Annotated in this window: 25 protein-coding genes and 1 pseudogene; 17 read left to right on the plus strand and 9 right to left on the minus strand. The window is 70.6% G+C overall.

Annotated elements, in window-relative coordinates; translation table 11 throughout:
- Positions 1–64: 64 nt before the first annotated feature.
- Positions 65–1150: an S-(hydroxymethyl)mycothiol dehydrogenase gene (locus tag AFR_RS06325; protein ID WP_023359070.1), complete on the plus strand. Its 1086-nt coding sequence runs from the start codon at positions 65–67 to the stop codon at positions 1148–1150.
- A complete protein-coding gene (locus tag AFR_RS06330; protein WP_023359071.1) occupies positions 1150–1731 on the plus strand; it encodes an MBL fold metallo-hydrolase in 582 nt (193 codons plus the stop codon). The genes AFR_RS06325 and AFR_RS06330 overlap by 1 nt, the downstream gene beginning before the upstream one ends.
- On the opposite strand, the gene AFR_RS06335 is transcribed toward AFR_RS06330, so the two are convergent.
- On the minus strand, positions 1728–3074 hold the full coding sequence (locus AFR_RS06335; protein WP_023359072.1) for an MGH1-like glycoside hydrolase domain-containing protein: 1347 nt from the start codon (positions 3072–3074) through the stop codon (positions 1728–1730). The genes AFR_RS06330 and AFR_RS06335 overlap by 4 nt on opposite strands.
- Positions 3075–3297: 223 nt before the next feature.
- Between AFR_RS06335 and AFR_RS06340 the strand changes: the two genes are divergently transcribed.
- Positions 3298–4791 (plus strand): hypothetical protein, encoded by a 1494-nt coding sequence (locus tag AFR_RS06340; RefSeq protein WP_023359073.1) that lies wholly within the window; start codon positions 3298–3300, stop codon positions 4789–4791.
- A gap of 13 nt (positions 4792–4804) precedes the next feature.
- On the opposite strand, the gene AFR_RS06345 is transcribed toward AFR_RS06340, so the two are convergent.
- Positions 4805–5872 carry a DNA polymerase ligase N-terminal domain-containing protein gene (locus tag AFR_RS06345; protein ID WP_023359074.1) on the minus strand — a complete coding sequence of 356 codons (1068 nt, stop codon included), beginning with the start codon at positions 5870–5872 and terminating at the stop codon, positions 4805–4807.
- Positions 5873–5944: 72 nt separating this feature from the next.
- Here AFR_RS06345 and AFR_RS06350 point away from each other — a divergent pair, with 72 nt between their 5' ends.
- The 3 genes from AFR_RS06350 to ctaD all read left to right on the plus strand — a co-directional run bounded on the left by AFR_RS06350 (position 5945) and on the right by ctaD (position 9772).
- Positions 5945–6610: a helix-turn-helix domain-containing protein gene (locus tag AFR_RS06350; RefSeq protein ID WP_023359075.1), complete on the plus strand. Its 666-nt coding sequence runs from the start codon at positions 5945–5947 to the stop codon at positions 6608–6610.
- Between the two features lie 171 nt (positions 6611–6781).
- Positions 6782–7891, plus strand: coding sequence for an FAD-dependent monooxygenase (locus AFR_RS06355; protein ID WP_023359076.1), 1110 nt, complete (start codon positions 6782–6784; stop codon positions 7889–7891).
- Between the two features lie 123 nt (positions 7892–8014).
- Entirely contained in the window at positions 8015–9772 is a 1758-nt protein-coding gene (ctaD, locus tag AFR_RS06360; RefSeq protein ID WP_023359077.1) for an aa3-type cytochrome oxidase subunit I, read from the plus strand.
- 203 nt (positions 9773–9975) lie between these two features.
- Here ctaD and AFR_RS06365 read toward each other — a convergent pair whose 3' ends face one another.
- Positions 9976–10590, minus strand: coding sequence for a TetR/AcrR family transcriptional regulator C-terminal domain-containing protein (locus AFR_RS06365; RefSeq protein WP_023359078.1), 615 nt, complete (start codon positions 10588–10590; stop codon positions 9976–9978).
- Between the two features lie 206 nt (positions 10591–10796).
- Between AFR_RS06365 and AFR_RS06370 the strand changes: the two genes are divergently transcribed.
- Together AFR_RS06370 and AFR_RS06375 are read left to right on the plus strand one after the other, a co-directional pair.
- Positions 10797–12161: an MFS transporter gene (locus AFR_RS06370; protein ID WP_023359079.1), complete on the plus strand. Its 1365-nt coding sequence runs from the start codon at positions 10797–10799 to the stop codon at positions 12159–12161.
- The gene (locus AFR_RS06375; RefSeq protein WP_023359080.1) at positions 12158–12784 is read left to right on the plus strand and encodes an NAD(P)-dependent oxidoreductase; all 627 of its coding nucleotides are present in this window, start codon (positions 12158–12160) and stop codon (positions 12782–12784) included. The genes AFR_RS06370 and AFR_RS06375 overlap by 4 nt, the downstream gene beginning before the upstream one ends.
- A gap of 87 nt (positions 12785–12871) precedes the next feature.
- On the opposite strand, the gene AFR_RS06380 is transcribed toward AFR_RS06375, so the two are convergent.
- The 4 genes from AFR_RS06380 to AFR_RS06395 all read right to left on the minus strand — a co-directional run bounded on the left by AFR_RS06380 (position 12872) and on the right by AFR_RS06395 (position 18717).
- Positions 12872–14182 (minus strand): MFS transporter, encoded by a 1311-nt coding sequence (locus AFR_RS06380; protein ID WP_023359081.1) that lies wholly within the window; start codon positions 14180–14182, stop codon positions 12872–12874.
- A gap of 57 nt (positions 14183–14239) precedes the next feature.
- On the minus strand, positions 14240–14815 hold the full coding sequence (locus AFR_RS06385) for an isochorismatase family protein (RefSeq protein WP_023359082.1): 576 nt from the start codon (positions 14813–14815) through the stop codon (positions 14240–14242).
- A 10-nt stretch (positions 14816–14825) separates the two neighbouring features.
- On the minus strand, positions 14826–16064 hold the full coding sequence (locus tag AFR_RS06390; protein WP_052359660.1) for a nicotinate phosphoribosyltransferase: 1239 nt from the start codon (positions 16062–16064) through the stop codon (positions 14826–14828).
- Between the two features lie 61 nt (positions 16065–16125).
- Positions 16126–18717, minus strand: coding sequence for a helix-turn-helix transcriptional regulator (locus AFR_RS06395; RefSeq protein WP_023359084.1), 2592 nt, complete (start codon positions 18715–18717; stop codon positions 16126–16128).
- Between the two features lie 296 nt (positions 18718–19013).
- On the opposite strand from AFR_RS06395, the gene clpS reads away from it, so the two are divergent.
- Entirely contained in the window at positions 19014–19304 is a 291-nt protein-coding gene (gene clpS, locus AFR_RS06400) for an ATP-dependent Clp protease adapter ClpS (RefSeq protein WP_023359085.1), read from the plus strand.
- A 21-nt stretch (positions 19305–19325) separates the two neighbouring features.
- Positions 19326–19832 carry a DUF2017 domain-containing protein gene (locus tag AFR_RS06405; RefSeq protein ID WP_023359086.1) on the plus strand — a complete coding sequence of 169 codons (507 nt, stop codon included), beginning with the start codon at positions 19326–19328 and terminating at the stop codon, positions 19830–19832.
- On the opposite strand, the gene AFR_RS06410 is transcribed toward AFR_RS06405, so the two are convergent.
- Complete coding sequence (locus AFR_RS06410; RefSeq protein WP_023359087.1) at positions 19829–20689, minus strand: aldo/keto reductase; 861 nt, start codon at positions 20687–20689, stop codon at positions 19829–19831. The genes AFR_RS06405 and AFR_RS06410 overlap by 4 nt on opposite strands.
- Before the next feature lie 88 nt (positions 20690–20777).
- Between AFR_RS06410 and AFR_RS06415 the strand changes: the two are divergent.
- The 3 genes and pseudogenes from AFR_RS06415 to AFR_RS06425 all read left to right on the plus strand — a co-directional run bounded on the left by AFR_RS06415 (position 20778) and on the right by AFR_RS06425 (position 22673).
- A pseudogene (locus AFR_RS06415) lies at positions 20778–21280 on the plus strand (M67 family metallopeptidase).
- A gap of 64 nt (positions 21281–21344) precedes the next feature.
- A complete protein-coding gene (locus AFR_RS06420; RefSeq protein ID WP_023359089.1) occupies positions 21345–21704 on the plus strand; it encodes a MoaD/ThiS family protein in 360 nt (119 codons plus the stop codon).
- 3 nt (positions 21705–21707) lie between these two features.
- Positions 21708–22673, plus strand: coding sequence for a PLP-dependent cysteine synthase family protein (locus AFR_RS06425; RefSeq protein WP_023359090.1), 966 nt, complete (start codon positions 21708–21710; stop codon positions 22671–22673).
- 40 nt (positions 22674–22713) lie between these two features.
- Here the strand turns inward: AFR_RS06425 and AFR_RS06430 are convergent, their stop codons facing one another.
- Positions 22714–23136: a hypothetical protein gene (locus AFR_RS06430; RefSeq protein WP_052359661.1), complete on the minus strand. Its 423-nt coding sequence runs from the start codon at positions 23134–23136 to the stop codon at positions 22714–22716.
- Between the two features lie 306 nt (positions 23137–23442).
- Here AFR_RS06430 and AFR_RS06435 point away from each other — a divergent pair, with 306 nt between their 5' ends.
- From AFR_RS06435 to rdgB, 4 genes are read left to right on the plus strand one after another with little or no spacing between them, the layout of a single operon-like run.
- Positions 23443–24189 (plus strand): MBL fold metallo-hydrolase, encoded by a 747-nt coding sequence (locus AFR_RS06435; protein WP_023359092.1) that lies wholly within the window; start codon positions 23443–23445, stop codon positions 24187–24189.
- Positions 24190–24244: 55 nt separating this feature from the next.
- Positions 24245–25501, plus strand: coding sequence for a glycosyltransferase (locus AFR_RS06440; RefSeq protein ID WP_052359333.1), 1257 nt, complete (start codon positions 24245–24247; stop codon positions 25499–25501).
- A 25-nt stretch (positions 25502–25526) separates the two neighbouring features.
- Positions 25527–26255 carry a ribonuclease PH gene (gene rph, locus AFR_RS06445; RefSeq protein WP_023359094.1) on the plus strand — a complete coding sequence of 243 codons (729 nt, stop codon included), beginning with the start codon at positions 25527–25529 and terminating at the stop codon, positions 26253–26255.
- On the plus strand, positions 26252–26866 hold the full coding sequence (gene rdgB / locus AFR_RS06450; RefSeq protein WP_023359095.1) for an RdgB/HAM1 family non-canonical purine NTP pyrophosphatase: 615 nt from the start codon (positions 26252–26254) through the stop codon (positions 26864–26866). The genes rph and rdgB overlap by 4 nt, the downstream gene beginning before the upstream one ends.
- Positions 26867–26870: the final 4 nt, after the last annotated feature.

Genomic DNA, 26870 nt, shown 5'->3' on the forward strand with positions numbered 1-26870 from the left:
CTGCCCACCGTAGATCCTGGGTCCGACAGAACGCGGAGACAGGCGGAGGTGAGAAAGTGTGACCATGAGCCAGCGAGTCAACGGAGTCATCGCCCGGGCCAAGGGTGCCCCTGTCGAGGTGGCCACGATCGTCGTGCCGGATCCCGGTCCCGGCGAGGCCGTGGTCAAGATCCAGGCGTGCGGCGTGTGCCACACCGACCTGCACTACCGCGAAGGCGGCATCAACGACGAGTTCCCGTTCCTGCTCGGCCACGAGGCCGCCGGGATCGTCGAGTCGGTCGGCGAGGGTGTCACCGATGTGGCCCCTGGTGACTTCGTGGTGCTCAACTGGCGTGCGGTCTGCGGCGACTGCCGGGCCTGCCGCAAGGGCAAGCCGTGGTACTGCTTCAACACCTACAACGCCAAGCAGAAGATGACGCTCGAGGACGGCACCGAGCTGTCGCCGGCGCTGGGCATCGGGGCGTTCATCGAGAAGACGCTGGTCCACGCCGGTCAGTGCACCAAGGTCGACCCGGCTGCGCGCCCGGCGGCCGTGGGCCTGCTCGGCTGTGGCGTGATGGCCGGCATCGGCGCGTCGATCAACACCGGCGGCGTGACCAGGGGCGACTCGGTTGCGGTCATCGGTTGCGGTGGCGTCGGGGACGGCGCGATCGTGGGCGCGGCGCTGGCCGGCGCGACGACGATCATCGCCGTGGACACCGACGACCAGAAGCTGGAGTGGGCGCGCAAGTTCGGCGCCACGCACACCATCAACGCCCGCGGCAAGGACGTCGTCGCCGCCGTGCAGGAGCTGACCGGGGGCAACGGCGCCGACGTCGTCGTCGAGGCGGTCGGCCGGCCGGAAACGTACAAGCAGGCTTTTTATGCTCGTGACCTGGCCGGGACCGTGGTCCTGGTCGGTGTGCCGACCCCGGAGATGACCATCGAGCTGCCGCTGCTGGACGTCTTCGGCCGCGGTGGTGCCCTCAAGAGCAGCTGGTACGGCGACTGCCTGCCGACCCGCGACTTCCCGATGCTCACCGAGCTCTACCTGCAGGGGCGGATCGACCTGGACGCGTTCGTGTCCGAGGAGATCCGTCTCGACCAGGTCGAGGAGGCGTTCGCGAAGATGCACACCGGCGGCGTCCTGCGTTCGGTGGTGCTCTTCTGATGCGGGTCGATCATGCGGTGACACACGGGACGTTCTCGCTGGACGGCGAGACGTTCGACGTCGACAACAACGTCTGGGTGGTCGGTGACGACCAGGAGTGCGTGGTGATCGACGCCCCGCACGACGTCCGCGTGATCCTGGATGTCGTTGGTGCCCGCAAGGTGACCGCGATCGTCCTCACCCACGCGCACGACGACCATGTGCGGGTCGCTCCCGAGCTGGCCCGGCAGACCGGTGCGCCGCTGCTGCTGCACCCGGCCGACGAGGTCCTGTGGAAGCTGACCCACCCGAGCGAGCCGATGCCGGCGCCGCTGCACGACGGGCAGGAGATCGGCCCGTTGCGGGTGCTGCACACGCCGGGGCACGCCCCGGGTGCTGTCTGCCTCTACGCGCCCTCGCTGGAGTGCGTCTTCACCGGCGACACGCTGTTCCAGGGCGGGCCGGGTGCGACCGGCCGGTCATACAGCGACAAGCCCACGATCGAGCGGTCGATCAAGGACCGGCTGCTGACGCTCCCGCCCGCGACGGTCGTGCACACCGGGCACGGTGCGGACACGACCATCGGAGACGAAATTTTCTAAGCGGCCCTGGCGTAGGCGGGGACGCTGCGGTCGGCGAGCAGGTCGAGGGAGAGGGCGGCGGTCCAGCTGAAGGCCGGGGCGCCGATCCCCTCCCCGGTCACCGGGTGGAAGTATTCGAAATGCCCGGACCGGTGCACCAGCCGGACCATCGCCGTCCGCAGGTCCTCGGCCTCGCCGCGGTACCCGTGGACCAGCATGCCGCGGCGCAGCAGCCAGTTGACGTTGATCCAGATCGGCCCGCGCCAGTAGCGCAGCGGGTCGAAGTCCGGCGCGGTCCGGTCGTAACTCGGCACGGGCAGACCGGTCTGCTCCGGCAGGCCGAAACGCGGCGAGGCCGCCTCGGCCATGATGGCTTCCGCCTGCTCGGTGGGCAGTCCGGGCAGCAGCAGCGGCATCAGGCCGTTGACACACCGGGCCGGGCTCAAGGTACGCGTACGCACGTCACGTGACCGGAACGTCCGCGTCGCCGGGTCGTACAGGTGCCGGGAGATCGCCTCGGTGATCTTCTGCGCGCGGGCGCGGTGGACCTCCGGGTCGGCGCCGACCACCCCGGCGATCTGGACCAGGGCCAGCTCGGCAGCCGCGAGGATCGAGTTGAAGGACGGGCATTCGACGACGAAGTCGTGCCGCCAGGCCAGGTCGGTGTCCGCGTACGAGCCGTCGCGGTAATTCAGCACCAGCCCCAGGTAACGCGCGTAGTCGACGTCGGTCGGACGGTGAGCCGCGTCGGCGTTCTCGATGTCCCGGCGCTGAAAACGGGTGAGCAGGGTCAGATCGGCGGGGACGGCCGACATGGCGGCGTCCCAGGACGGGCTGTTGTCCAGGCCCGATTCCCACGGGTGCACGATGCTGGCGAGTCCGTCGCCACCGGCGTCGCGGCGGCCGGTCAGGTATTCCTGCTGCGCGACGAGCCGGGGGTACAGCCAGGCGAGCTCGTCGCCGGCGGCGCGGGCGCAGCTGGTGCCGTGCGAGGCGGCGCGGCGGTAGACCTCCCACGCGGCGACCGCGTGCAGCGGCGGTTGCACCAGACCGGTGCTGCCACGGGCCGCCCGGCCTCCGTACGCGGGGACGTCCCAGAAGGTCGGCCCCGGGAAGTAGTCGTTCTCGGGCGTACCCGGGTCGAAGACGATGTGGGGCACCCGGCCGTCGGGCCACTGGGCCTCGAAGAGGCTGCGAAGGTCGCGCCAGGCGCGGGTCGGGTTCGTGTAGGCGAGCCCGATCGCGATGAAGGCGGCGTCCCAGCTCCACTGATGGGGATAGAGGCGGCGGGACGGGACCATGTGGTCGTGCGACCAGTTGGCCTCGAGGACGTGGGCAGCGGAATTCCAGAGATCAGCAGACATATCCGAGTTCACAGCGACGGTTGGTGCAGGCATCGGGCAACGCATCTATGTATAGACCTTTCCGTCGCTCGGTCCGCCAAACCCCTGAGATCGGGTGGTACACGCCGGGCTGAAGGAAATCCGGAGAAGCCTTGTGGCAAATGTTCCTGTTGCGGGGCAGCGCGGAACGGTGGCCAGCCCTAGGCTGCGACGGCCTCAACTGGCTCACGGGAGGATTTTCTCGATGTTGTCTCTTTCGGTCCGGCGCGCGCTGGCCGGGCTCACGGTTGCCGCTGCCGCTCTCGCGGCCGGCACCCCGGCGTTCGCGGCCGAACCGGCCGCCGCCGGCATAAAAATGATCGTCTCCGATGTCACCGTCGCCCTGAACGGTCCGGGATCCGAGCTCCGGCCGCAGTGGTACGCGGAGCAGGAGGTCACCCTGACCGGCGCGAAGCTGGTCTACGAGCTCAGCGGTCTCACCGACGTGGCGCTCTTCGACGGTGACGGCGCCGGGAGCTGCGTCAGCGAGTCGCCGACCAAGCTGGCCTGCTCCGAGAACTACGAGATGAGCTTCGGCCCCGACGGCATCACCGGCTACTTCGCCGCGCTGATCAAGGCGGACAAGTCGGCGAAACTCGGCAGCGCGGGCACGGTCAAGGCCACGTTCAGCGCCGACGACGTCGCGCCGATCACGGAGACGGCAGCCGTCCGGGTCGTCGGTGGTGTCGACCTGGCCGCCGGTCCGGACCTCACCCTCTCCCGCAAGCCCGGTGCGGCGTTCGACGTGCCGCTGGTGGTCCGCAACGCCGGTTCGACCGAGGCCGAGGGCGCCGCGGTGATCTTCAACCGCGACTACGCGTTCGAGTCGACCAGGAAGTTCAGCAACTGCATCTACAGCTCCGCCGGCGACGTCCGGGCCTGCGTCTTCGACCAGGCCCTCGCGCCCGGCGAGACCTACCGGTCGGCCACGCCCTACAAGCTGCGGGCCGACACGTACGCCCCCAGCACGGCCGTCAACCAGCTCGAGTGGCTCACACCGGCAGAGCTGGAGGACCGCGAGGTGCGCGGTGCCGCCGGCGACGGTGGTGTCCTGAAGCTCAGCCGCGACACGACGAAGACCACCCGGCAGGCCGACACGAACCCGGACAACAACTGGTCCAACGTCGAGGTCAACGCCACCGGCAAGAACGGCACCGACCTGGTCGCCATCGGTGACAAGGTGACCGGGGCGGCCGGTGACGTGGTCACCGCCACCGTCGGCGTCCGCAACAGCGGGCCGGCCACGCTCGACTTCGGCCGGGCCGGCTCACCCGCCGCGACGATCAGGGTCAACATCCCCCAGGGCACCACCGTCGTCGGCGCCCCCAAGTCCTGCGTCAGGGACGGCGACGAGAACTGGGCCTACTACTGCGACGGCAGCTACCTGCTGGTCGCGGGTGACTCCGAGACGTACGACTTCCGCCTGCGCATCGATCGGGTTGTCGCCGACGCCTCGGGCCGCGTTGTTGTCAACGAGCCGTGCGAGTGCGACCGCTTCGCCGACGACCTCGACCTGTCGAACAACAAGTCGGCGATCGTCGTCAACGCCGACGATGACGGTGACGGTGGAGGCGCGGGTGGCGGACTGCCGGTCACCGGACCGATGGGTGCTGTCGGTGCGGCCGGGCTGGCCCTGCTGATCGCCGGCGGTGCGGGCATCCTCGTGGCTCGCCGGCGACGGACCAGCTTCGTCGCCTAGGCAGTGACGTCGCCTAGGTAGTGACAGAGAGCCAGAGCCGGCTGCGGCGACCCGGTAGGTAAGGGGAGTCGAGCCGCTTCGCAACGACGCCGTCCAGGCCCTGCGCCTGGGCGGCGTCGAGCGCGAACGACCCGCCACCGGAGAAGTACGGCGGCGTCTGCCAGTTGTCACCGGCCAGGTCCAGGCCCTCCAGCAGCTCGCGGCGCTCGGCGTACCGGACCAGCTCCACCGTGGAATGGCCCTCCAGCCAGAGCAGGTCGTAGGCGAGGAACTGCACCGGCGTGCGCTCGGCGGCCCGGCGCGCGGCCGCGGAATCCTTCGGCGCCTTACGGCGCTCCAGCAGCTCCGGAGAGACCCGCGCGCCGTCGAAAGCCACGATCTCCCCATCCAGTACGGCCTCGAGCGGGGCGAGCGCTTCACCCAGTGGGCGCAGCTCCGGGTACCACGAGGTGACGTCGGTGCCCTCGGCGTCGGTGACCTTGACCCGTCCACCGGACACCTGGATCAGGGTGCGGCGGCCGGCCCAGCTCAGCTCGTACCCCCAGTCCTGGTCGTCGGGCGGCAGGCCGGCGGCCCGGGTCGCGAGCATGGGCTCGACGGCCTCGGGCATGGTCTCCCAGCCCGGCTCGGAGGGGTCCATCCGGCGGACCATCCAGTCGTTGCCGCCCGTCTGGAAGAAGACGTAGCGCCCGCTGGTGCGTTCACCGTGGAAAGTGACGCTGATCTCGTCGTCGCGCCACTTGTCGGTCTCGAAGGTGCCCCGATCGTGGATGGTCATCCGGCCGCCGCCGTACTCACCGGCCGGGATCTCGCCCGCGAAGTCCAGGTATTCGAGCGGGTGGTCCTCGGTGTGCTTGGCGAGGTGGTTGCGGGCGCGATCGCGAGGCAGACCCCGCGGCACGGCGAACGAGACGAGCACGCCGTCACGCTCCAGCCGGACGTCCCAGTGCAGGCTGCGGGCGTGATGCTGCTGGATGACGAACCTGTTCCCCGTGGTCGGGCGGGGCCGGGCACGCGGCACGGGTTCCGGCGTACGCCGGGCGTCCCGCCGCCGTCGGTACTCCTCCAGCTGGTCGGTCATACCACGATTGTCCGCCGGAGTTACACAGTTGTCATTCGCAGACCTGTCGTACCCCCGTGCCAGGGTCGAGGCATGTACGTCGAATGGGCGGCCGAGCTGCCGCACGTGATCGCCTGGCGCAGCACGGTGGCGCCGGGCACCCCGCCCACGCGCATCCTGCCCGACGGCTGCCTCGACGTGATCTGGCACGACGGCACGGTGTTCGTCGCCGGTCCCGACACCACGGCGCAGGTCTCCGGTGCGTCGGCGGGCAGCACGTTCTTCGCCCTGCGCTTCGCCGCCGGGACGGGTCCGGGAGTGCTCGGCCTGCCCGCCGACGAGCTCACCGACCGGCAAGTCCCGCTCGACCAGATCTGCGCACCCGCCGAGGTCAGAGCCCTGTCCGAGGCCGATGACCCGCTCGCCGCCCTGGACCGCTTCACCCGGCGCCGCTGGCACGCGCCCGACAGCGTGATGGTCGCCGTTGCCGCTCAGGCGCGGGCCGGGCGACCGGTCGGCGCGATCGCCGACCGGTCCGGCCTCAGCCCGCGCCAGCTGCAGCGTCGCTGCCGGACCGCTTTCGGGTACGGCCCGAAGTCGCTGGCCAAAATTCTGCGGATGCAGCGAGCGGTGGGGCTGGCCCGGGCCGGACGACCGTTCGCCGAGGTGTCCACGACGGCCGGTTACGCCGACCAGGCGCATCTCTCCCGGGACGTGAAAGCGCTGGCAGGGGTGCCCCTCGGTGACCTTGTCAGCTGACCAGCGCCGTGGCGGCGTCGCGGGGCTCCAGAGGGGAGCGACCCGAGCAGTGACGACTGTTCGTTTCGAACAAATCGGACGCGGACATGATCGTGGGTTCCCCCTCCCGGTGGCGGCGGGTAGTGTCTTGGCTCCGACGCGTATCGAACACCCCTCGGAGGCGTTGCTGCGATGACCTTGCGCATCCTCGTCGTGGGCGCCGGCATCAGCGGCCTCGCGGCGGCCCGAGGGCTTCGTGTCGCGGGTTTCCGGCCCGACGTGGTCGAGGAGCTGCCCGCCACGACTGTCCCCGGCGCCGGCATCTACCTCCCCGGCAACGCATCCAGGGCCCTGCGCCTGCTCGGCCTCGACGCGCCGCTCCGGCCGCTCGGCCACCTGATCTTCCGGCAGGTCTTCCAGGACTCCGACGGCGGCGAGCTGTTCGAGATGGACGTCGCCGGCCTCTGGGCGGGCGTGGGCGAGAGCCGTGCGCTGTCCCGCGGCGACCTCCAGCAGGTGCTGCTCACCGGCGTCGGGGGCGAGGTGCGCTACGACACGGTCGTCCGCGACCTCGAGCTCGTCGACGACGGCGTCAAGGTCGAGTTCGGCACCGGTGCCGTCGCCGAGTACGACCTGGTCATCGGGGCCGACGGCCGGCGTTCGACCATCCGGGACAAGGCCGGGCTGGGCGGGCCCGCGGTCCCCACCGGCCAGATCGTCTACCGCAGTGTGGTCGCCGGTGGACCGCCGATCACCGACTGGACGGCCCTGCTCGGCCGCCGGTCCCAGTTCGTCGTGATGCCGATGGGCGGCCGGCGGCTCTACTGCCACGCCGACGAGACCGCCGGACCCGACACACCCAACCCGGCCGACCCGCTCGCCCGCGTCCGCGAGCTCTTCGGAGAGTTCGGCGGGCCCGTCCCGGCCATCCTGGACGCGATGGAAAAAGTGCAGGTCGCCCGCACCGACGAGGTCGTGCCCGAGGGCTGGTCCAAGGGCCACGTCCTGCTGGTCGGTGATGCTGCCCACGCGACCGCACCGACGCTGGCGCAGGGCGCGGCAATGGCCCTCGAGGACGCTGTTGTGCTCGGCGAGGTGCTCAAGGCGAACCCCCACGACGTGCCGGCGGCGCTCAGTGCGTACGAGAAGAGGCGCCAGGGGCGCTGTGACCAGGTCCGCGAGCGGACCCGGGAGCGGGATCGGACCCGTGATGTGCCCCCGGCGTTGCGCGACCCTATGCTGCGGAGGCGGGGTCAGCGGATCTTTGCGGATCAGTACAGGGGACTGACCGAACCGTTCTGAGACCAGGGTGCTCTTTGGTCACCCCGCGCCCGCCGGGGGTCGGCGGGGGACTATTCTGCCTGCGAGGTACGCCTTTCCACTCGGGTGTACGCAGTGGGACGAACGAGACACCGGAGGCTATCCGTGACGACCGTTGCGCCTAAGCCGATCGTGACCCGGCCCTGGCCGGTTCGGCAGCAGGTCAAGGGCTCGGCCCTCGCGCGGATCCTGCGGACGACGGACGCGAAGCAGATCGGGATCATGTACATGATCACCGCCTTCGTGTTCTACATCCTGGGCGGCTTCATGGCCCTGCTCATGCGCACCGAGCTGGCGCGCCCGGGCATGCAGGTCCTGTCGCCCGAGCAGTACAACCAGCTGTTCACGATGCACGGCACGATCATGCTGCTGTTCTTCGCGACGCCGATCGTGTTCGCCTTCGCGAACTTCCTGGTGCCGATCCAGATCGGCGCGCCCGACGTGTCGTTCCCGCGGCTCAACGCGTTCGCGTACTGGCTGTACCTGTTCGGCGGCACCATCACCATCAGCGGGTTCCTGACGCCGGGTGGCGCGGCTGACTTCGGCTGGTTCGCGTACACGCCGCTCAGCGACTCTCTGCACTCGCCGGGCGTCGGCGGCAACATGTGGGTCGTCGGCCTGGCACTGTCCGGCCTCGGCACCATCCTCGGTGGCGTCAACATCATCACCACGGTGATCACGCTGCGCGCCCCGGGCATGACGATGTTCCGGATGCCGATCCTGACCTGGAACATCCTGGTCACGATGCTCCTGGTCATCATGGTCTTCCCGTTCTTCGCGGCGGCGCTCTTCGCCCTGGCCGCGGACCGGGTGCTCGGCGCGCACGTCTTCGACGTGGACACCGGCGGGCCGATGCTCTGGCAGCACCTCTTCTGGTTCTTCGGGCACCCCGAGGTCTACATCGTCGCGCTGCCGTTCTTCGGCATCATCACCGAGGTCATCCCGGTCTTCAGCCGCAAGCCCGTCTTCGGCTACAAGGGCCTGGTCGGCGCGACCCTGCTGATCGCGGCGCTGTCGATGAGCGTGTGGGCGCACCACATGTTCGTCACCGGCCAGGTGCTGCTGCCGTTCTTCAGCTTCCTGAGCTTCCTCATCGCCGTACCGACAGGCATGAAGTTCTTCGTCTGGATCGGCACGATGTGGCGCGGCCAGATCAGCTTCGAGACACCGATGCTGTTCGCCATCGGCTTCCTCATCACGTTCCTCTTCGGCGGCCTGTCCGGCGTGCTCCTCGCGGCCCCGCCGATCGACTTCCACGTCTCCGACTCGTACTTCGTCATCGCGCACTTCCACTACGTGCTCTTCGGCACGATCGTGTTCGCGGTGTTCTCGGGCATCTACTTCTGGTTCCCGAAGATGTTCGGAAGAATGCTGGACGACCGCCTCGGCAAGATCCACTTCTGGCTGACGTTCCTCGGCTTCCACGCCACGTTCCTGGTCCAGCACTGGCTGGGCGCGGAAGGCATGCCCCGCCGCTACGCGGACTACCTCCCCAGCGACGGCTTCACCTTCCTCAACACGTTCTCGACGATCGGCTCCTTCGTGCTCGGCGCGTCGACCCTGCCGTTCATCTACAACGTGTGGAAGTCCTACAAGGTCGGCCAGCTGGTCACCGTCGACGACCCCTGGGGCGCCGGCAACAGCCTCGAATGGGCAACCAGCTCCCCGCCGCCGCTCCGCAACTTCGACAAGATGCCGCGCATCCGCTCGGAACGCCCGGCCTTCGACGCGAAGTTCCCCGAACTGGCCGCCGGCGCCCAATCCGTCGCCGGCCCGCCGGAAGGCGGCGCCCGCCCCCTGACCTCCGAGTCCGACGGCGGCGCGACCTACCAGGAAGACCTGAGCGACCGCAACAAGCACTGACCTGAACCAGCAAAGCCGACCCGTCCCGGACGCCCGGGGCGGGTCGCTTCGTTCCCAGCCTTTTGCAGCGGCCCGAAGCTTGTTCGACAGCTCGGCCGATGTGGCGCCGTAGCGGTCGGCTCCACCGATCCTGCCCGATCAGCCGGAGTGGGCTGACGTCAACTGCTGTAACGGCGACGGGTAGGCCCTGAACGCGGCAGTCTCTACGACGGTCCGCGATGGGTCAGCAGCCCGTCGATGATGACGCTGAGTTTCCAGTTGGCGTAGGCGTGGCCGTCGCGGCCGGCGGTGGTCATGGCCGGGCGCAGGGCATGGATGGTCGGATAGGTGTCGGCTGGTAGGCCGCCGTAGACGGCGTCGAGTTCAGACCCGGCGGCTTCGGACATAGCCCTCTCGGTGGCCCCGGCCGCACCCTCGGCAGCGATCAAGGCCCGCTGGTCGCGCAGCCTCGCGGCGAGCTCCAGGGCCGATGAGGTCACGAACTGGTCGAGCAGGTCTGCTGCCCACGGGCAGAGGTTGTCGTCGATGCCGCCGGCGCGGAGCAGGGTCATCGTCGCTTCGAGGATGCGCAGGGCGTGCGGTCCGGTCGGCACCCGGGCGATGGCGACGAGGGCGATGTCGTCATGACTCGCGAGGGTGGTGATGGCCCGGCTGATGAGCAGCTCCAGCCGGGCCCGCCAGTCGCCGTCGGCCGGGCCCGGCAGGTGGATTCCGGCCAGCGCAAGGTCGTAGACCTCGGCCATCAGCTCGTCCCGGTCGGCCACGTAGACGTAGAGCGATGCCGGGCCGGTGTCCAGCGCCTGGGCAACGCGGCGCATGGTCACCGCGGTGTAGCCAACCTCGTCAATCAGTTGTAGTGCGGCTGCTACGACGGCGTGGCGGCTCAACGGCGCTTTGGCAGGGCGCGTACGCGGGGTGTCTCGGACGCGGCCGGTGCTGTCAGTCACTGGATCAACTTAGCTGTTGACGAACCCCGTTCGCAACGAACATGGTTCGTGACGAACAACGTTCGTTAGGAGATGTGATGGAGAAGCGTTGGTGGGTGCTCGTGGTGGTGCTGACGGGCGGCGTAATGGATCTGCTCGACTCGACCGTGATGACCGTCGCCGGTCCCTCCGTACGGGTTGGGCTCGGCGGGACAGAAGCCACTCTGCAGTGGCTGACAGCGGGCTACGTGCTCCCGTTCGGTGTCCTGCTCGTCATCGGCGGAAGGCTCGGTGACCGGTGGGGACGACGACGGCTCTTCCTCATCGGCGCGACCGGATTCACGCTCGCCTCCCTGGTCTGCGCGCTCGCCGTGTCGCCGACGATGCTCATCTCGGCACGGGTGGCGCAGGGAGCACTCGGCGCATTGATGATTCCGCAAGGCTTCGGCGTGCTGTCGACCGTGTTCACCGGTGTTCGGGAACGCGGCCGAGCCTTTTCGTTGTTCGGCCCGGTCAGCGCGCTGGCCGGGATCGGTGGTCCGATCCTCGCCGGCCTGCTGATCGCCTGGAACCTCGGCGGCCTCGACTGGCGCCTGATCTTCCTGATCAACGTGCCACTGGGGGCCTTCGCCATCCTCGGAGCGCTGGCCTGGATGCCGGCCGATGACGGCGACCGCGCAGCACGTCTCGATCCGATCGGCGCGGTACTCGTCGCGGCGGGGTCCGCAGGGCTCGTACTGCCCCTGATCCAGGGCCGGGAAGCGGGCTGGCCGTGGTGGACCTTCGCCCTGCCGGCCATCGCAGTACTCGCGTTCGCCGCCCTCGCACGACGCCAGACGACCAGTCTCTTTCCGATCCTCGCTCCGGCTCTGCTGCGTAAGCGCCCCTTCGTCGCCGGGCTGTCCGTGGCAGTGCTGCTGTTCGCCGGAACCGGGGGGCTGATGCTCATCCTGTCGCTGTTCTTGCAGCTGGGCCTGCACTACTCGGCGCTGCACACGGGCTTGGCGCTCGCCCCCGTGGCCGTGGGTATCGCGGCCTCCTCGCTGCTCGTCCCAGCTCTGTTCTCGCGCCTCGGCCGCCGCCTCCTTCACATCGGACTCGGCGTGGAACTGATCGGCGTGCTCGGATTCGCCGTTGTGGCGGCCGTCGGCCCGACGGACCTGGCATTCGCCGCCGCCGGGCTGGTGAGCGGCCTCGGACTGGGGTTGCTCTTCGGCCCCCTGATCCAGAGCACCCTCGCCGTCGCCGCCCCCGGCGAGGTGGGCAGCGCCTCCGGAACCATCAACGCCGTCCAGCAGATCGCCACCGCCCTCGGCGTCGCCGTCCTGGGCACCGTTTTCCTCGCCGACGCCGCCCCGGCCCACGCCCTGATCACCGGCGCGCTCATCGTGGCCGCCACTTGTGTGCTCTGCGCCGTCGTCGTCCTCGCCCTGCCCACCGCTGAAAGGAACGCAGCAGCATGAGCCTCAACATCGTGGTTCTAGGGGCCGCCGGCCGCACCGGACGCCTGATCGTCGCGGAGGCCCTGCACAGCGGCCACCAGGTCACCGCCGCCGTCCGTAGCCCCGCAAGTGTCCCGGCGGCCCCGGGTCTCCGGGTGGAACGTGCCGACGTCCGCGACGCGGACAACTTGCGCGCCGTGATCCAAGGTCACGACGCTGTCGTCTCCGCCATCGGCGCCTCCGGCCGCAAAGCCGACAACCTCTATTCCGACGGCGCCCGCGCCACGGTGTCGGCAATGCAGGCCACCGGGGTGAAGCGGCTGCTGGCCATCACCTCCGTCGGCGTCCGGCGCGACGACCCCCACCACGCCTGGTGGTACCGGGGTCTGATCCGCCCCATCGGCGCAGACCTGTACGCCGACATGACCCGCATGGAGCAGATCGTGCGTGACAGTGATCTCGACTGGACCTTCGTGCGACCCACCTACCTGCAGGACCGCGAACCCACCGGCGGCTACCGCGCCACCGACAACAGCACACCCCAGGGCGGCTGGCGCATCACACGCACCGACGTCGCGCGCTTCATCGTCGAGGAACTCGACGCGCACCGTTGGTCCCGCCAGGCACCCAGCCTCGCCGAATAACGACGCCGGCCAACACCGACGAGCAAACGCAGCGCATCGTCTGGCCCTGTGCGGCCCCGTGTGCGGGTGAAGCCCATCAAGGCAGGGCTAGACCCCCGCGTCGGCCGAGCTGGTCGGCCGGTCGGCGGCCGGCTGGGGTGGGGCGTCGGCGTCGGCGTCGACCGGCCCAGCCGGCATGCCGCCGGTCTGCTGCGGTGGGAGTTCGGGGTTCAACGGCGACGTTGCCACGTCGCGGCGGCGTTGGAGCTCTGCGGGCAGTGCCAGCGCCGCCACCACAAGGCCTACCCCGCCGACCGCGGCGAAGCCCCACGCCGGCGACCAGGTGTCCATCACAACGCCCGCCAGCGGAGCCCCCAGGGCCACCCCCACGGTGAGCGACGAGTTGTGCAGGCCCATCGCCTCGCCGCGGGCCGAAGCCGGGGTCAGGCGGCTGACCGCGTCCGCCGTCGCTGTGATGGTGGGCGCGCAGAGGGCGCCCGCGGGCAGCAGCAGCAGGCCCAGGAGCCACCAATGGCCGCCCGCCAGGCCTACGGGAATGGTCAGCAAAGCCATGGGGGCGAGCAGGGTGAGAGGCGAGAGGCCTTGGCGGACCGTGCCGTAGGCAAAGCCGCCGACCAGCGAGTACGCCGCCCACATGCCGAGCACGGCCCCGGTCCATTCCACCTCGCCGGAGTTCTGGAGGACTGCGACCACGGCGACGTCCGTACCGCTCAGGACCAGGGTTGCGGCACTGCTGATGGCGAGGACGGCCACCAGGCGGGGGCGGAGCCAGGTGTTGCGGGGGACTCGGGAGGCCGCCGAGATCGGAGCCTCGTCCTTGCCGCGGATGGGGGGATTCAGCAGGTACAGGCCTACGCCGGAGATGAGGATGCCGGCGCCGACCGCCAGCATCGCCACGCGGGGGCCTGCGGTGGTGCAGACCAGGACGCCCAGGGCGGGGCCGGTCATGAAAGAAAGCTCAGTGGTGATCGAGTCGAGGGCGAAGGCCGGCAGGCGATGGCTCTCGGGGGCCAGGGCGGCGATCGACTGGCGGGCCACCGCGAAGGCCGGGAGGGTCAGGAAGCCGCCGACCAGGGCTGCGATGAGCAGCGCCCAGTACGGCATGGCCTGCGCCGACGTCCAGAAGGCGACCTCGGCGACCGTGGTCAGCACCAGCACCGGGCGCAGGCCCTTGCGGTCGGTGATGCGGCCCATCACCGGGGCACCCACGGAGCTGCCGACGGTGAAGGCGGCTCCGACGAGGCCGGCTGCGCCGTACCCGAGGTTGAGGTCCTGGGTGACGTGCAGGGTCAGGGTGACCGTGCCGGCGGTGATGGGGATGCGGGCGAGCGTCGCCACGACGAGCAGGGAGCGGATCCCGGGCAGGGCGAGGGTTTCCCGGTAAGGCGTGAGTGTCATTGCGGTCCTAACCTCCGGCGGACAGTCTGCGCCGGGGGTACGACAACCCCAAATCGGTTAGACGGAGTTCACCACCGGCCGGCCGGTCGTGGCCACCGAGGCGTCGGCGAACTGGGTCAGCGCGGCCTCGGTGGTTGCCGGCGCCACGCCCGCGGTGAGGTCGAGCAGGACCGTGGTCGAGAAGCCCGCGGCTACCGCGTCCAGGGCGGTGGCGCGGACGCAGTGGTCCGTGGCGATGCCGACCACGTCGACCGAGGTGACCGAGCGGGCGCGGAGCCAGTCCGCCAGGCCCTGGCCTTCGGCGGTGTGGCCTTCGAAGCCGGAGTACGCCGCCGCGTGCTCGCCCTTGTGGAAGACCGCCTCGACCTTGCCGGTCTCCAGCGCCGGGTGGAAGTCGGCGCCACCGGTGCCGACCACGCAGTGCGCCGGCCACGAGTCGACGAAGTCGGGATGGGCGCTGAAGTGGGCGCCCGGGTCGACGTGGTAGTCCTTGGTCGCCACGACGTGGTCCCAGGAACCGCTGGTCAGGGCCTGGGTGATGCCGGCGGCGACACCGGCGCCGCCGGCCACGGCCAGGGAGCCGCCTTCGCAGAAGTCGTTCTGGACGTCGACGATGATGAGGGCGCGGGACATGAGAAACCTCTCAGGCGGTCGGGACGACGGTGACGGGGATGGCCGGGTCGCCGGCGGACAGCTTCAGGCCTTCCCAGGGGATCGAGATCAGGCACTGGCGCAGGTGGTCGCGGGACTCCGCGAGGGTCGGCAGGGCCGTGACCTCGCCGCCGACGACAAACGAGCGCTGCAGCAGCCGGTCGTTGGCGACGTGGTCCGGCACTCCCTGGGAGACGACGATCTCCTCGGTGGCCGTACCCGTGGGCTTGTGCCGCCGGATCGCGGTCTTGCGGCCGCCGACCGTGGCCTTGTTTTCGGAGCGCTTGACCACCGCGCGGCCCTCGACCTCGACCAGCTTGTAGACCAGGCCGGCCGTCGGCGCGCCGGAGCCGGTGACCACGGCTGTGCCCGCGCCGTACATGTCGACGGGCTCGGCGGCGAGCGTCGCGATCGAGTATTCGTCCATGTCGCCCGAGACGATGATCTTCGTCTCGGTGGCGCCGAGGGAGTCGAGGAGCTCGCGGGAGTGCTGCGCGAGCACCGACAGGTCGCCGGAGTCGATGCGGACCGCGCGCAGGTCCGGGCCCGCCACCGCGATGGCGTTGCGGATGCCCTGGGCGATGTCGTAGGTGTCGACGAGCAGCGTCGTGTTCTTGCCCAGCGCGGCGACCTGCGAGGCGAACGCGGCCGGCTCGTCGTCGTGCAGCAGCGTGAACGCGTGCGCCGACGTGCCGGTCGTCGGGATGCCGTAGCGGCCGCCCGCGGCGAGGTTCGACGTCGAGGCAAAACCCGCCAGGTAGGCCGCGCGGGCCGCTGCCACCGCGGCCTCCTCGTGCGTACGCCGGGAGCCCATCTCGATGATCGGCCGTCCCCGGGCGGCGGTGACCATCCGGGCCGCACCCGCCGCGATGGCGCAGTCGTGGTTGAGCACCGACAGGATGAGCGTCTCCAGGACCACACACTCCGCGAAGCCCCCGGAGACGGTCAGGATCGGGGAGCCGGGGAAGAACAGTTCACCTTCGGCGTACCCGTCGATGTCGCCCGTGAAGCGGTAATCCGCGAGCCACGCCGCTGTGGTCTCGTCGACGACACCGGCGCCGCGCAGGAACGTGATGTCCTCGTCGGTGAACCGGAAGTCGCGGATGAGCTCCATGAGGCGTCCCTGACCGGCGACCACACCGTAGCGGCGCCCGCTGGGCAGCCGCCGGGCGAACACCTCGAAGACGCTGCGGCGGTCGGCCGTGCCGTCCTTGAGAGCGGCGCTGACCATGGTCAGCTCGTACTGGTCGGTCAGCAGCGCGGGCGCGAAGGGAGTTGTCACGCCGCCAACCTTATTGCGGGAGCAGGCGAAGCGCGGGCGCAAGCTCGACCCGCCCGTTGACTCCCAGCTTGGTGTAGACGCGCTGTAAGTGGTTTTCCACGGTGCGTGGCGAGAGGTAGAGGCGGTCGGCGATCTCGCGGCTGCGGACACCCTCGGCGGCCAGCTCGGCGACCTGGCGTTCGCGGACGGTGAGCGCCGGCTGGACGGCCATCAGGGCGGGTGTGCGCATGACACCGCAGCGGGCCAGCACGTCGGCCATCAGCGTGCTGGCGGCCAGCGCCCGCGGATCCCGGGCCTGCCGGAAGATCCGGACCGCGCCGGCCGCGGCCTCCGCGGCGAAGAGCTGATATCCCAGTACGGCGAACTCGCGCGCCACCGCGAACAGGTCCTCGGCGGCCTCGTCGGCGGCGGCCCGGGCGTGCCGGACGAGCAGCGGTGTCGCGCGCCCGCCGACGGTCGTGGCCAGGGCGTCCATGCGGTCGGCGGCGAGCTCCGGGCGGCCGAGGCGGACCAGGTCGTAGAGGGCGAGCAGCTCGTGGGCGTGGAATCCGTCGGCCCGGAGCCGGGTCGCGGACCGGTGCAGCACCCGTACGGCGTCGGCGAGCTCGCCCCGGCAGGCCAGGGTCCAGGCGCGGGCCTGCTCCTGCCAGGCGTAGTAGAGGCCGACGGCGGTGCCCGCGGACGCCTCGGCCACGGCGAGGGAGTCGACGGCCACGGTGACCTCACCGCGGAGCGCCGCGGCGTTGGCGCGGGCGAAGTGGGCGCTGCCGTCGTAGACGCGGGCGGGGGCGAGCGCCGCGCAGGCCTGCTCGGTGGCGCGCAACGCCTCCTCGGTCTGCCCGCGCAGCAGGCAGGCCTGGGCCTGCAGCAGCGAGACCCAGCCGGAGCCGAAACCGAAACCGCCGGCCTGGGCCAGGTGGGCGAACTCGGCGGCCAGGATCTTGTCGATGGCGGGCAGGTCCATGGAGACGCTGACCAGCGTGCCCTCGGCCATCTGCAGGGCGTACTGGAGGGTCGGGGTGTCGCGCCGCCAGGCCGCCGTGTCGGCCTCGACCGCGGCGATCAGCTCGGCGCTGCCGCGCGGGTCGCCCCCGGCCGCTGCCAGGAACGCCAGCACGCACCGGGCCAGCGCCTTGGTCGCGACGCCGGATGCGGGCTCGTCGAGCACACCGCGGGCGAGGGACCGGGCCGTGGCCAGCTCGTCGAGCTGGAGCCGGATGAACGCCTCGAACGCCCGGACCCGCGCGGCCTCGGCCGGATCGGCGAGCTCGGCGGCGGCCAGCCGGTCGGCCGCGGCGGCCTGGCCCAGCCCGAAGAACTCGACCGCGGCGCGGGAGGTCAGCCGGCGGGCGCTGTCGTCCGGGGTGGCGTCGAGGACGGCCAGCGCCTCCTGGGGGCTGTCGGCGAAGAGCAGCACGGTGGCGAGCAGCTCGGCGGCGGAGTAACCCGCGCCGGCGTCGTGGGCCGCCGCGGCGAGGCGGCGCGCGAGGTCGATGTCGAACCGGGCGAACGCCTGCCGGGCCGCGTCGAGCAGCAGGGCGCCGCCCTGGGCCGTCCCGGAGTCGAGCCGCCAGACCGCCACCCGCAGCAGGTCGTCGCGGCGGTGGGCGCCGGCCCCCTCGACCAGGTCGGCGAGGGTCGCCAGCAGGCGCCGGGACCGTGTGACCGGGCAGCGGCGGCGCACGACCTCGCCGTAGAGCGGATGGGCCAGCCGGACGTCGCGGCGGCGCTCGTCGACGCCGACCCGGATCAGCCCGCGTTCCTCGGCGGTCTCCACGTCGCGGGGCTCCGCGGCGCGCAACAGCAGCGACAGCCCGACCGGCTCGCCGAAGGACACCAGCTCCAGCACGTCGCGGACGCCGCCGGTGAGACCGCCGATGCGGGTGTCGACCAGGTCGGCCAGGCTCGGTGCCAGCGTCAGACGGCCGGTCCAGCGCCAGAATCCGTACGTCCGGACAAGCTCACCCCCGCCGACCGCTGCCAGGACCAGCTCGCGCAGCAGTAGGGGGTTGCCGCCGCCGAGGCGTGCGAGCCGCTGCGCCGAACCCGCCTCGACCGGGCCGCCGACCAGACCGGTGAGCAGGGCCCGCGACTCGTCCTCGGTCAGGGGCGCCAGCTCGGCGTGGCTGAGCAGTCCCTCGGTCCACAGTGCGCTGATCGGCGGCGGCACCGGCTCGGCGATGCGCAGGGTGGCCAGCAGGGTGGCGCCCTCGCGCACCAGGAGATGGGCCAGGGCGGCGGAGGGTGCGTCGAGCAGGTGCGCGTCGTCGATCGCGAGCACGATGGGCCGGTCGCCGGCCGCGTCGTGCAGGCCGTCGACCGCCCAGCGCAGCAGCCCGGCGGGGGAGAGCCCGGCGGGTGGATCGGGCGGCAGGATCTGGGCCAGACCACCGAACGGCAGACCGGAGCTGGCGATGTTGGCCGAGGCGTAGTGCACCGCGTAGTGCTCGGGTGGGAGCTCGGCGACACCCTCGTTGAGCAGGCGACTCTTGCCGATGCCCGCGGCTCCGCTGAGGATCAGGCCACGCTCGGCATCGATCGTCGCGACCGTCGTGAGGCGGGCCAACTCGTCGGCGCGACCGACGAATTCCCAGTGCTCCACCGCGTCAGCATATCGAGATCCGTCACCTTCAGGTCACGGGTCGTACCGCGTTCGAGAATGAGTAACCGGGGTGGAAACGGTGAGTAATGAGACATCTGTCCGGACCCTCCGGAGTCCCATACGGTTCGGCGGTGCCGGCGCGACTGCCCGGGTCCAGCCTGGCGGGGCGGACCCGGGCGCCCGCCGGGGACTCCGGTGCCGGAACGGGCTCGGGGACGCCCATATCCCACGCCCGTACGGCGCGGTTGAGTCGGCGGTTCGACCCCTGCCCGAATCGGCGTGGCACGATGGGGGGCATGGCGTTGCCTCAGGTCGCTCCCGCAGAGACGCCGCAGATCGAGGAGGTACCGGCTGATGATCGGCCGTGGGTGACCATCGTCTGGGACGATCCGGTCAATCTCATGTCGTACGTGACCTGGGTTTTTCAGAAGTTGTTCGGCTACAGCCACGACAAGGCCGAGCAGCTGATGATGGACGTGCACAACAAGGGCAAGGCGATCGTGTCGACCGGCGCGCGCGAGCGTATGGAAATGGACGCCTCGCAACTCCACGGCTACGGTCTGTGGGCGACGGTGGACCGGGGGTGAGTGGGCGGGTGAACTGACAACATGTTCCGACGCAACGGCAGTCAGTGCGTGGCCACCTTCGCCGTCGACGAGGTGCGCGTGCTGCGCAAGGTCGCCGGCGAGGTCGTGGGGTTGCTCATGGACGGTTTCGACCACACCGATCCGGTCGTGGGGCGCCTCTTCCCGGACATCTACCCGGACCGGCCCGACGACTCCGCCGAGTTCCGCCTCTACACCGAGGGTGACCTCAAGACGGGCAAGATCGATCAGGCCGGTGCGATCCTCGCCGCCCTGCCCGACGACGGCCCCGGTGAGGTGCGCCTCGACGGCGAGGAGGCCGAGGCCTGGCTGCGCGCGATCAACGACGCCCGTCTCGCGATGGGCACCCGGCTCGACATCCAGGGCGACACGGACCTCGGCGACGAGTTGGACGACGCCGTGATCCGTGACCCCGCCTCGAGCCGGGTCTTCCAGCTCTCGGTCTACGCGTACCTGGGTTATCTCCAGGAATCCCTGCTCAACGCGCTCCCCGAGATCCAGGAACGCTAGACCGCGTCCAGCTGGACGAGGTCCTGGGCGGTGAGGGTCAGGTCGGCGGCCTGGGCCGAGTCGATGATCGACTCGGGGCGGCTCGCACCGGGGATCGGGATGACGTGCTCGCTCTTGCTGAGCATCCACGCCAGGGTGACCCGCTGCGGGCTCACGCCGTGGATCTCGGCGATGCGGGCGAACTCGGAGAACCGGTCACCCAGCTCGCCGGCCCGGGCGATGCCGCCCAGCGGGGAGTAGGGCAGGAAGGCGATGCCCAGCTCGTCGCAGAGCCGCAGCTCGGGCTCCGAGGAGCGGAACGCCGGCGAGTACTGGTTCTGGACCGAGGCCAGCCGGCCGCCGAGGATCTCCTGCGCCTGGCGGATCTGGTCCACGGTGGCGTTCGAGATGCCGGCCAGCCGGATCTTGCCCTCGTCGAGCAGGTCACGGATGGTGCCGACCGACTCCTCGTACGGCGTGCCGGGGTCGGGGCGGTGGAACTGGTAGAGGCCGATCGCGTCGACGCCGAGGCGCTTGAGTGATCCCTCGACGGCCTCGCGCAGGTGGGCGGGGGAGCCGTCCACCGTCCACGAGCCGTCGCCGGGGCGCAGGTGGCCGCCCTTGGTGGCGACCAGCACGCCGGAGGTGTCACCGCTCCAGCTGCTCAGCGCCTGGGCGATCAGCGACTCGTTGTGGCCGACCTCGTCCGCGTGGAGGTGGTACGCGTCGGCCGTGTCGATCAGCGTCACTCCCGCGTCGAGCGCGGCGTGGATGGTCCGGACCGAGCGGTCGGTGTCGGGGCGTCCCTCGATGGACATCGGCATGCCGCCGAGCCCGATGGCGCCCACCTGGACGTTTCCGATTGTTCGCTGCTTCATTTCAGGAGCTTTACCCCCGCACCCGCGTCGTACGCGCGTGAGCACTGCCACGCCCTGTCTTCCGCTGTGTCACGGTAATGTGAACAACGTGCTGACCATCGACAGTGCGATCGTCGACGCGATCGTCGCCCACGCCCGCCGGGACCACCCCGACGAGGCCTGTGGCGTCGTCGCCGGCCCGATCGGCAGCGACCTGCCCACCCGGCACATCGCGATGGACAATGCGGCCCGCTCGATGACGTTCTACGAGTTCGACTCGATGGAGCAGCTGCGGGTCTGGCGCGAGATGGACGACAACGACGAGGAGCCGGTGGTCATCTACCACTCGCACACCGCGACGGAGGCGTACCCGTCCCGCACCGACATCTCGTTCGCCGGGGAGCCGGGTGCCCATTACGTGCTGGTCTCGACCCGCGAGCCGGACTCCGAGGAGATCCGCTCGTTCCGTATCGTGGACGGTGTGGTGACCGAGGAAAAGGTCAACATCGTGGATGCGACGGTTGACGCGTGAGTGGGAGTGCGGACGGCAACGCCGTCCAGTCGTACATGTTCGGGCAGAGCCCCGCATCGGTCTATTACGAGTGTCGCTGACGCGACCCTGCCGACCTTGCCCTGAACTCTTTCGACTTCTCTCTTTACTAGGAGCATCACAGTCATGGCTATCGAAGTTCGCGTCCCGACCATCCTGCGCAGCTACACCGGTGGTTCGAAGGTCGTCGAGGGCTCCGGTGCGACTCTGTCGGGCCTGATCGACGACCTCGACGCCAAGCACTCGGGCCTCAAGGGCCGGCTGCTCACGCCCGAGGGTGGCCTGCACCGGTTCGTCAACATCTACGTCAACGACGAGGACGTCCGCTTCCTGGGCGCGCTCGACGCGAAGCTGAACGACGGCGACGCCGTGACGATCCTGCCGGCCGTCGCCGGTGGCGCGCTGGGCTTCGCGGCGGCGGCCGCCCTGCTCGGCCGCCCGTCCAACCACCCCACCGCCGCCCGTAAGCGGACTGAAGGCAACTAGCTCATGGCTCGTTACGAGAGCCTCCTGGACGCCTGTGGGGGCACGCCGCTCGTCGGCCTGCCCCGCCTCTCGCCGACGGTGCCCGAGGGGGCACCGCCGGTGCGGCTCTGGGCCAAGCTCGAGGACCGCAACCCGACCGGCAGCATCAAGGACCGTCCCGCGCTGTTCATGGTGCGCGAGGCCGAGGAGGCCGGCCGTCTGCGCCCGGGTGACACCATCCTGGAGCCGACCAGCGGCAACACCGGCATCTCGCTGGCCATGGTGGCCAAGCTGCGCGGTTACCGCCTGGTCTGCGTGATGCCGGAGAACGTCTCGTCGGAGCGTGTGCAACTGCTCCGGATGTACGGCGCGGAGATCATCTTCTCGCCGGCGGCGGGCGGTTCCAACCAGGCGGTCGCGACGGCCAAGCAGATCGCGGCGGAGCACCCCGACTGGGTCATGCTCTTCCAGTACGGCAACCCGGCCAACGCCCGCGCCCATTACGAGTCGACCGGGCCGGAGCTGCTGCACGACCTGCCGACCATCACGCATTTCGTGGCCGGTCTGGGCACCACGGGCACGCTGATGGGCACCGGCCGGTTCCTGCGGGAAAAGGTCGAGGGCATCCAGATCATCGCCGCCGAGCCCCGGTACGGCGAACTGGTCTACGGCCTGCGCAACATCGACGAGGGCTACGTCCCCGAGCTGTACGACGAGAAGGTGCTGACCAGGCGTTTTTCTGTCGGCACCCGTGACGCGGTGCTGCGGACCCGGCAGCTGGTCGAGGTCGAGGGCATCTTCGCCGGCTTCTCCAGCGGCGCGATCCTGCACGCGGCGCTGGCGGTGGCCCACGAGGCGGTCAAGGCCGGCACGCGGGCCGACGTGGCCTTCGTGGTCTGCGACGGTGGCTACAAATACCTCTCCACCGGCGCTTATGGCGGCACCTTGGCCGAGGCCGAGGACGCCCTCGAAGGTCAGCTCTGGGCCTGAGCAAGGGGCGGGGCGGTCACACCGCCCCGCCTGCTCAGGGTCAGTAGGCCACGGCCAGCATGACGTCCGCGATCAGCGGCACGGCCGCGCCCAGCAGCAGCAACCACGGCAGCACCCGCCGGTGGATGGACAGGAACGCCCCCACCGAGAACGCGACGCTGACCATGCCGAGGAACGCGAGCACGGGCACGTACCAGCCCGGCACGCCGCCGCCGATCTGCGAGACGAGACCGCGGATCCCCACGCCGACACCGGCGAGGCCGAGGAACGACGCGTAGATGGACATCGCCAGCAGCCGCCGCGTGCCGGGGGCGGGATCGTCGACACCCGGGAAGCGGAAATACACCTCTTCGCCGTCGATCGGCTCGGGGGCGTCCGCCGGTCCGGTTTCCCAGCCGAACGGGACCACGTCCGGCGCGGGAGAATCCTGGACCGGTACCCGGGTCCGTCTCGGTTCTTCCACGTCCGTCGTCGTCACAGTGCCCCTCCGATTTGACCGGTGTCGTTCCTTCACCCTGTGCAACGGATGCGACTCACGTGGCGTAACGGATGGGAAAATGACCCAGCTCACGGCGGGTGTGACATACGTTGTCGATTTGGCGACAAATCGATCAGACGTTTACGTGACGCGCTGGTCCCGGCGTAGGCTGCGCAGCGTGATTGACTGGTCTGCCGTCTCGACCGAGGGCCGATTCTTGGGGGCAAGCGTCTTTCAAGGAGCAAGGATCTTGGGCGAGTGGACGACCGAGCGTGAACCAGAGGTACCCAGATGCGACTGACCGTTCTCGGCTGCGCCGGCTCTTTTCCCGGCCCCGAGTCGGCCTGCTCCGCCTACCTCGTCGAGGCCGAGGGTTTCCGGCTGCTGATCGACTTCGGCTCCGGGTCCCTGTCGGCCCTCCAGCGGTACGCGGGCATCGGGGCCGTCGACGCCATCATGCTGACCCACCTGCACTGCGACCACATGCTCGACGCGTGCACGTACGTCGTCGTGCGCCGGTACGCCCCGGGTGGCCCGCTGCCGCCGCTGCCGGTCTACGCGCCGATGGGTGCCGCCGAACGCATCTCGGCCGCGTACAGCTCCGAGAACGAGCCGGTCGACGACGTCTACACGTTCTACGGGCTGCAGCCGGGCACGTTCCCGATCGGCCCGTTCACGGTGACGGCCGACCGCGTCAACCATCCGATCGAGACCTACGGCGTGCGGGTCGAGCACAACGGCAAGGTTCTCGCGTACTCCTCGGACACCGCGCCGTGCGACTCGCTGCTGCGTCTGGCGCAGGGCGCAGATCTTTTCCTGTGTGAGGCCAGTTACCTGGACGGGGTGGAAAATCCGCCTGACCTGCACCTCACCGGGGGTGAAGCGGGTGAGGCGGCGACCAAGGCCGACGTAGGCAAGCTCCTGCTGACCCATCTGGTTCCCGCCTGGGTCAGCGAAGCATCTACTGTGGAGGCCGCCTCGGCTGCTTACGCGGGTCCGGTGGAGGTTGTCCGGCCCGGCTCCCGCTACGATCTCTGAGCTTGCCGGGGGGCGGCACGACGGACCACCGACAAGTAACCCTGGAGTGGCTTGAATGAGCGGTCGATCAGTGGGTGAGCGTGGACTGCGCATCGTCCGACTGGCGAATTTCGTCTCACCTCGTTCGGGCGGGCTGCGCACTGCGCTGCGCAACCTCGGCGAGGGATATCTGCAGGCGGGGCACGAGCCCGTCCTGATCGTCCCGGGGCGTGAACGCTCCGACGAGATGACCTCCCAGGGCCGGGTCATCACGCTTCCCGGCCACCACCTTCCGCGTACGGGCGGCTACCGCGTGCTGGCGTCCCGCCGCGAGCTGACCCGGGTGCTGGACGAGCTGGAGCCGGACCGCATCGAGGTGTCCGACCGGTCGACGCTGCGCTGGACGGGCCGCTGGGCCCGCGAGCGGGGTGTCGGCTCGATGATGGTCTCGCACGAGAGCCTGGCCGGGCTGCTCGGCGTCTGGGGCATGCCGGCGCGGGACTCCCTGGCCGACCGGCTCAACCGCCGCACCGCCGAGGCGTTCGACCAGATCATCTGCACCACGGCGTTCGCCGCGGCCGAGTTCCGCCGCCTCGGCGTGCCGAACCTCGTCGAGGTGCCGCTCGGTGTCAACCTGCGGCAGTTCCACCCGAGCCGCGCCGACGAGGCCCTCCGCTCCCGGTACGCCCGTCCCGACGAGCTGCTGGTCGTCTACTGCAGCCGGCTGTCGGCGGACAAGCGTCCCGAGCTGGCCGTCGACACGATCGCCGCACTGCGGGCCGCCAAGGTGCCCGCGGTGCTGGCCATGGCCGGTGACGGTTCACGCCGTGCCGCCCTGGCCTACCGGTCGGCGCGCCTGCCGGTGCGTTTTGCCGGGCACATCAGCGACCGCGACGACGTGGCCGCCCTGCTGGCCAGCGCCGACGTGGCCGTCGCGCCGGGACCGGTCGAGACGTTCGGCCTGGCCGCACTCGAGGCCCTGGCCTGCGGCACACCCGTGGTGGTCAACGCCGCCAGTGCGCTGCCCGAGGTTGTCGGCGACGCCGGCCTGGCCGTTCCGGGCACCCCCGCGGCGTTTGCTGAGGGCGTACGCGAGTTGATGGACCGTCCGGAGGGTGAGCGACGCGCCGCAGCCCGGGCCCGCGCCGAGCTGTTCGGCTGGCCGCAGGCCGTCGACGGTTTCCTGCGCGCGCACGGTGCTCTGCCGCAGGGCCGCAGCTCAGCGGTCGTGGCCCGCCAGCCGATGCCCGCGCGGGGCCTGCGCCCGGCCGTGCCGGCGGTCGCCGCCGCCGCGTCCAGTGCCTGGGCGACGGCACCCGGCGACGCGCTGTAACGGCCATCCGCCTAGGGTGTTGGCCATGGCGCGACCCGACGGCCGAGAGCCCGGCCAACTCCGACCCGTGACCCTGACCCGCCGGTGGAGCATCCATCCGGAGGGATCGGTGCTCGTCGAGTTCGGCGACACCCGGGTGCTCTGCACCGCCAGCGTGACCGAGGGTGTGCCGCGCTGGCGCAAGGGCTCCGGCCTGGGCTGGGTCACCGCGGAGTACGCGATGCTGCCCCGCGCGACGAACACCCGCGGCGACCGCGAGAGCGTCAAGGGCAAGGTCGGCGGCCGCACCCAGGAGATCTCCCGCCTGATCGGCCGCAGCCTGCGGGCCTGCATCGACCTGAAGGCCCTGGGCGAAAATTCGATCGTGCTGGACTGCGACGTGCTCCAGGCCGACGGCGGCACCCGCACGGCCGCGATCACCGGCGCGTACGTCGCCCTGCACGACGCGGTGAACTGGCTGGCCGAACGCAAGTCGCTGGCGGGCAAACCGGCCGCGGTGATGCACCGGTCGATCCAGGCCGTCAGCGTCGGTGTGGTCGACGGCGAGCCCCGCCTCGACCTGATGTACCTCGAGGACGTTGCCGCCGAGGTCGACATGAACGTCGTCTGCACCGGCGACGGTGACTTCGTCGAGGTCCAGGGCACCGGCGAGGCGAACGTGTTCCGCCGCGACCAGCTCGACGCGCTCCTCGACCTCGGTGTGCTCGGCTGCGCCGAACTGAACGCTGCCCAGCAGAAGGCCCTGGCCTCATGAGCGCCCGCCTCCTGCTCGCCACGGCGAACCAGAAGAAGCTAGTCGAGCTGCAGCGCATCCTCGACAACGCGCTCGGCACCGGCGGCATCGAGCTGGTCGGCCTGGGTGACTTCCCCGGTTACCCGGACGTGCCCGAGACCGGCCTGACCTTCGGCGAGAACGCCCTGATCAAGGCCCGCGAGGGTGCGTCCCGCACCGGCCTGCCGACCGTCGCCGACGACTCCGGCCTGGCCGTCGACGCCCTCAACGGCATGCCGGGCGTCTTCAGCGCCCGCTGGTCCGGCCGCCACGGCGACGACGACGCCAACCTCGACCTCGTCCTGGCCCAGATCGGCGACGTCGGCGACGAACACCGCGGCGGCGCCTTCGTCTGCGCGGCAGCCCTGGTCCTGCCCGGTGGCCGCGAACACCTCGTCGAGGGCAAGCAGCGCGGCGAGATCCTGCGCGCCCGCCGCGGCACGGGTGGCTTCGGTTACGACCCGATCTTCCTCGGTGAGGGCCAGACCCGCACCAACGCGGAGTTGAGCCCGGCCGAGAAGGACGCCATCAGCCACCGCGGCAAGGCCTTCCGCGAGCTCTCCAAGGTCATCGCCAAGGAACTGCCCCGCTGACCTC

It is taken from the genome of Amorphoplanes friuliensis DSM 7358 (genome assembly GCF_000494755.1).
Classification (GTDB): Bacteria; Actinomycetota; Actinomycetes; order Mycobacteriales; family Micromonosporaceae; genus Actinoplanes; species Actinoplanes friuliensis.

Excerpts from the sequence above, each read along its gene's own strand:
- AFR_RS06435 (WP_023359092.1), top strand. The coding sequence starts at position 23,443 with ATGCGACTGACCGTTCTCGGCTGCGCCGGCTCTTTTCCCGGCCCCGAG.
- AFR_RS06335 (WP_023359072.1), bottom strand. The coding sequence starts at position 3,074 with ATGTCTGCTGATCTCTGGAATTCCGCTGCCCACGTCCTCGAGGCCAAC.
- AFR_RS06325 (WP_023359070.1), top strand. The coding sequence starts at position 65 with ATGAGCCAGCGAGTCAACGGAGTCATCGCCCGGGCCAAGGGTGCCCCT.
- AFR_RS06365 (WP_023359078.1), bottom strand. The coding sequence starts at position 10,590 with ATGCGCCGCGTTGCCCAGGCGCTGGACACCGGCCCGGCATCGCTCTAC.
- AFR_RS06350 (WP_023359075.1), top strand. The coding sequence starts at position 5,945 with ATGTACGTCGAATGGGCGGCCGAGCTGCCGCACGTGATCGCCTGGCGC.
- AFR_RS06440 (WP_052359333.1), top strand. The coding sequence starts at position 24,245 with ATGAGCGGTCGATCAGTGGGTGAGCGTGGACTGCGCATCGTCCGACTG.
- AFR_RS06405 (WP_023359086.1), top strand. The coding sequence starts at position 19,326 with ATGTTCCGACGCAACGGCAGTCAGTGCGTGGCCACCTTCGCCGTCGAC.
- AFR_RS06375 (WP_023359080.1), top strand. The coding sequence starts at position 12,158 with ATGAGCCTCAACATCGTGGTTCTAGGGGCCGCCGGCCGCACCGGACGC.
- AFR_RS06385 (WP_023359082.1), bottom strand. The coding sequence starts at position 14,815 with ATGTCCCGCGCCCTCATCATCGTCGACGTCCAGAACGACTTCTGCGAA.
- clpS (WP_023359085.1), top strand. The coding sequence starts at position 19,014 with ATGGCGTTGCCTCAGGTCGCTCCCGCAGAGACGCCGCAGATCGAGGAG.
- AFR_RS06390 (WP_052359660.1), bottom strand. The coding sequence starts at position 16,064 with ATGGTCAGCGCCGCTCTCAAGGACGGCACGGCCGACCGCCGCAGCGTC.
- AFR_RS06380 (WP_023359081.1), bottom strand. The coding sequence starts at position 14,182 with ATGACACTCACGCCTTACCGGGAAACCCTCGCCCTGCCCGGGATCCGC.
- AFR_RS06330 (WP_023359071.1), top strand. The coding sequence starts at position 1,150 with ATGCGGGTCGATCATGCGGTGACACACGGGACGTTCTCGCTGGACGGC.
- AFR_RS06420 (WP_023359089.1), top strand. The coding sequence starts at position 21,345 with ATGGCTATCGAAGTTCGCGTCCCGACCATCCTGCGCAGCTACACCGGT.
- AFR_RS06345 (WP_023359074.1), bottom strand. The coding sequence starts at position 5,872 with ATGACCGACCAGCTGGAGGAGTACCGACGGCGGCGGGACGCCCGGCGT.
- AFR_RS06355 (WP_023359076.1), top strand. The coding sequence starts at position 6,782 with ATGACCTTGCGCATCCTCGTCGTGGGCGCCGGCATCAGCGGCCTCGCG.
- AFR_RS06425 (WP_023359090.1), top strand. The coding sequence starts at position 21,708 with ATGGCTCGTTACGAGAGCCTCCTGGACGCCTGTGGGGGCACGCCGCTC.
- AFR_RS06410 (WP_023359087.1), bottom strand. The coding sequence starts at position 20,689 with ATGAAGCAGCGAACAATCGGAAACGTCCAGGTGGGCGCCATCGGGCTC.
- rdgB (WP_023359095.1), top strand. The coding sequence starts at position 26,252 with ATGAGCGCCCGCCTCCTGCTCGCCACGGCGAACCAGAAGAAGCTAGTC.
- rph (WP_023359094.1), top strand. The coding sequence starts at position 25,527 with ATGGCGCGACCCGACGGCCGAGAGCCCGGCCAACTCCGACCCGTGACC.
- AFR_RS06370 (WP_023359079.1), top strand. The coding sequence starts at position 10,797 with ATGGAGAAGCGTTGGTGGGTGCTCGTGGTGGTGCTGACGGGCGGCGTA.
- AFR_RS06340 (WP_023359073.1), top strand. The coding sequence starts at position 3,298 with ATGTTGTCTCTTTCGGTCCGGCGCGCGCTGGCCGGGCTCACGGTTGCC.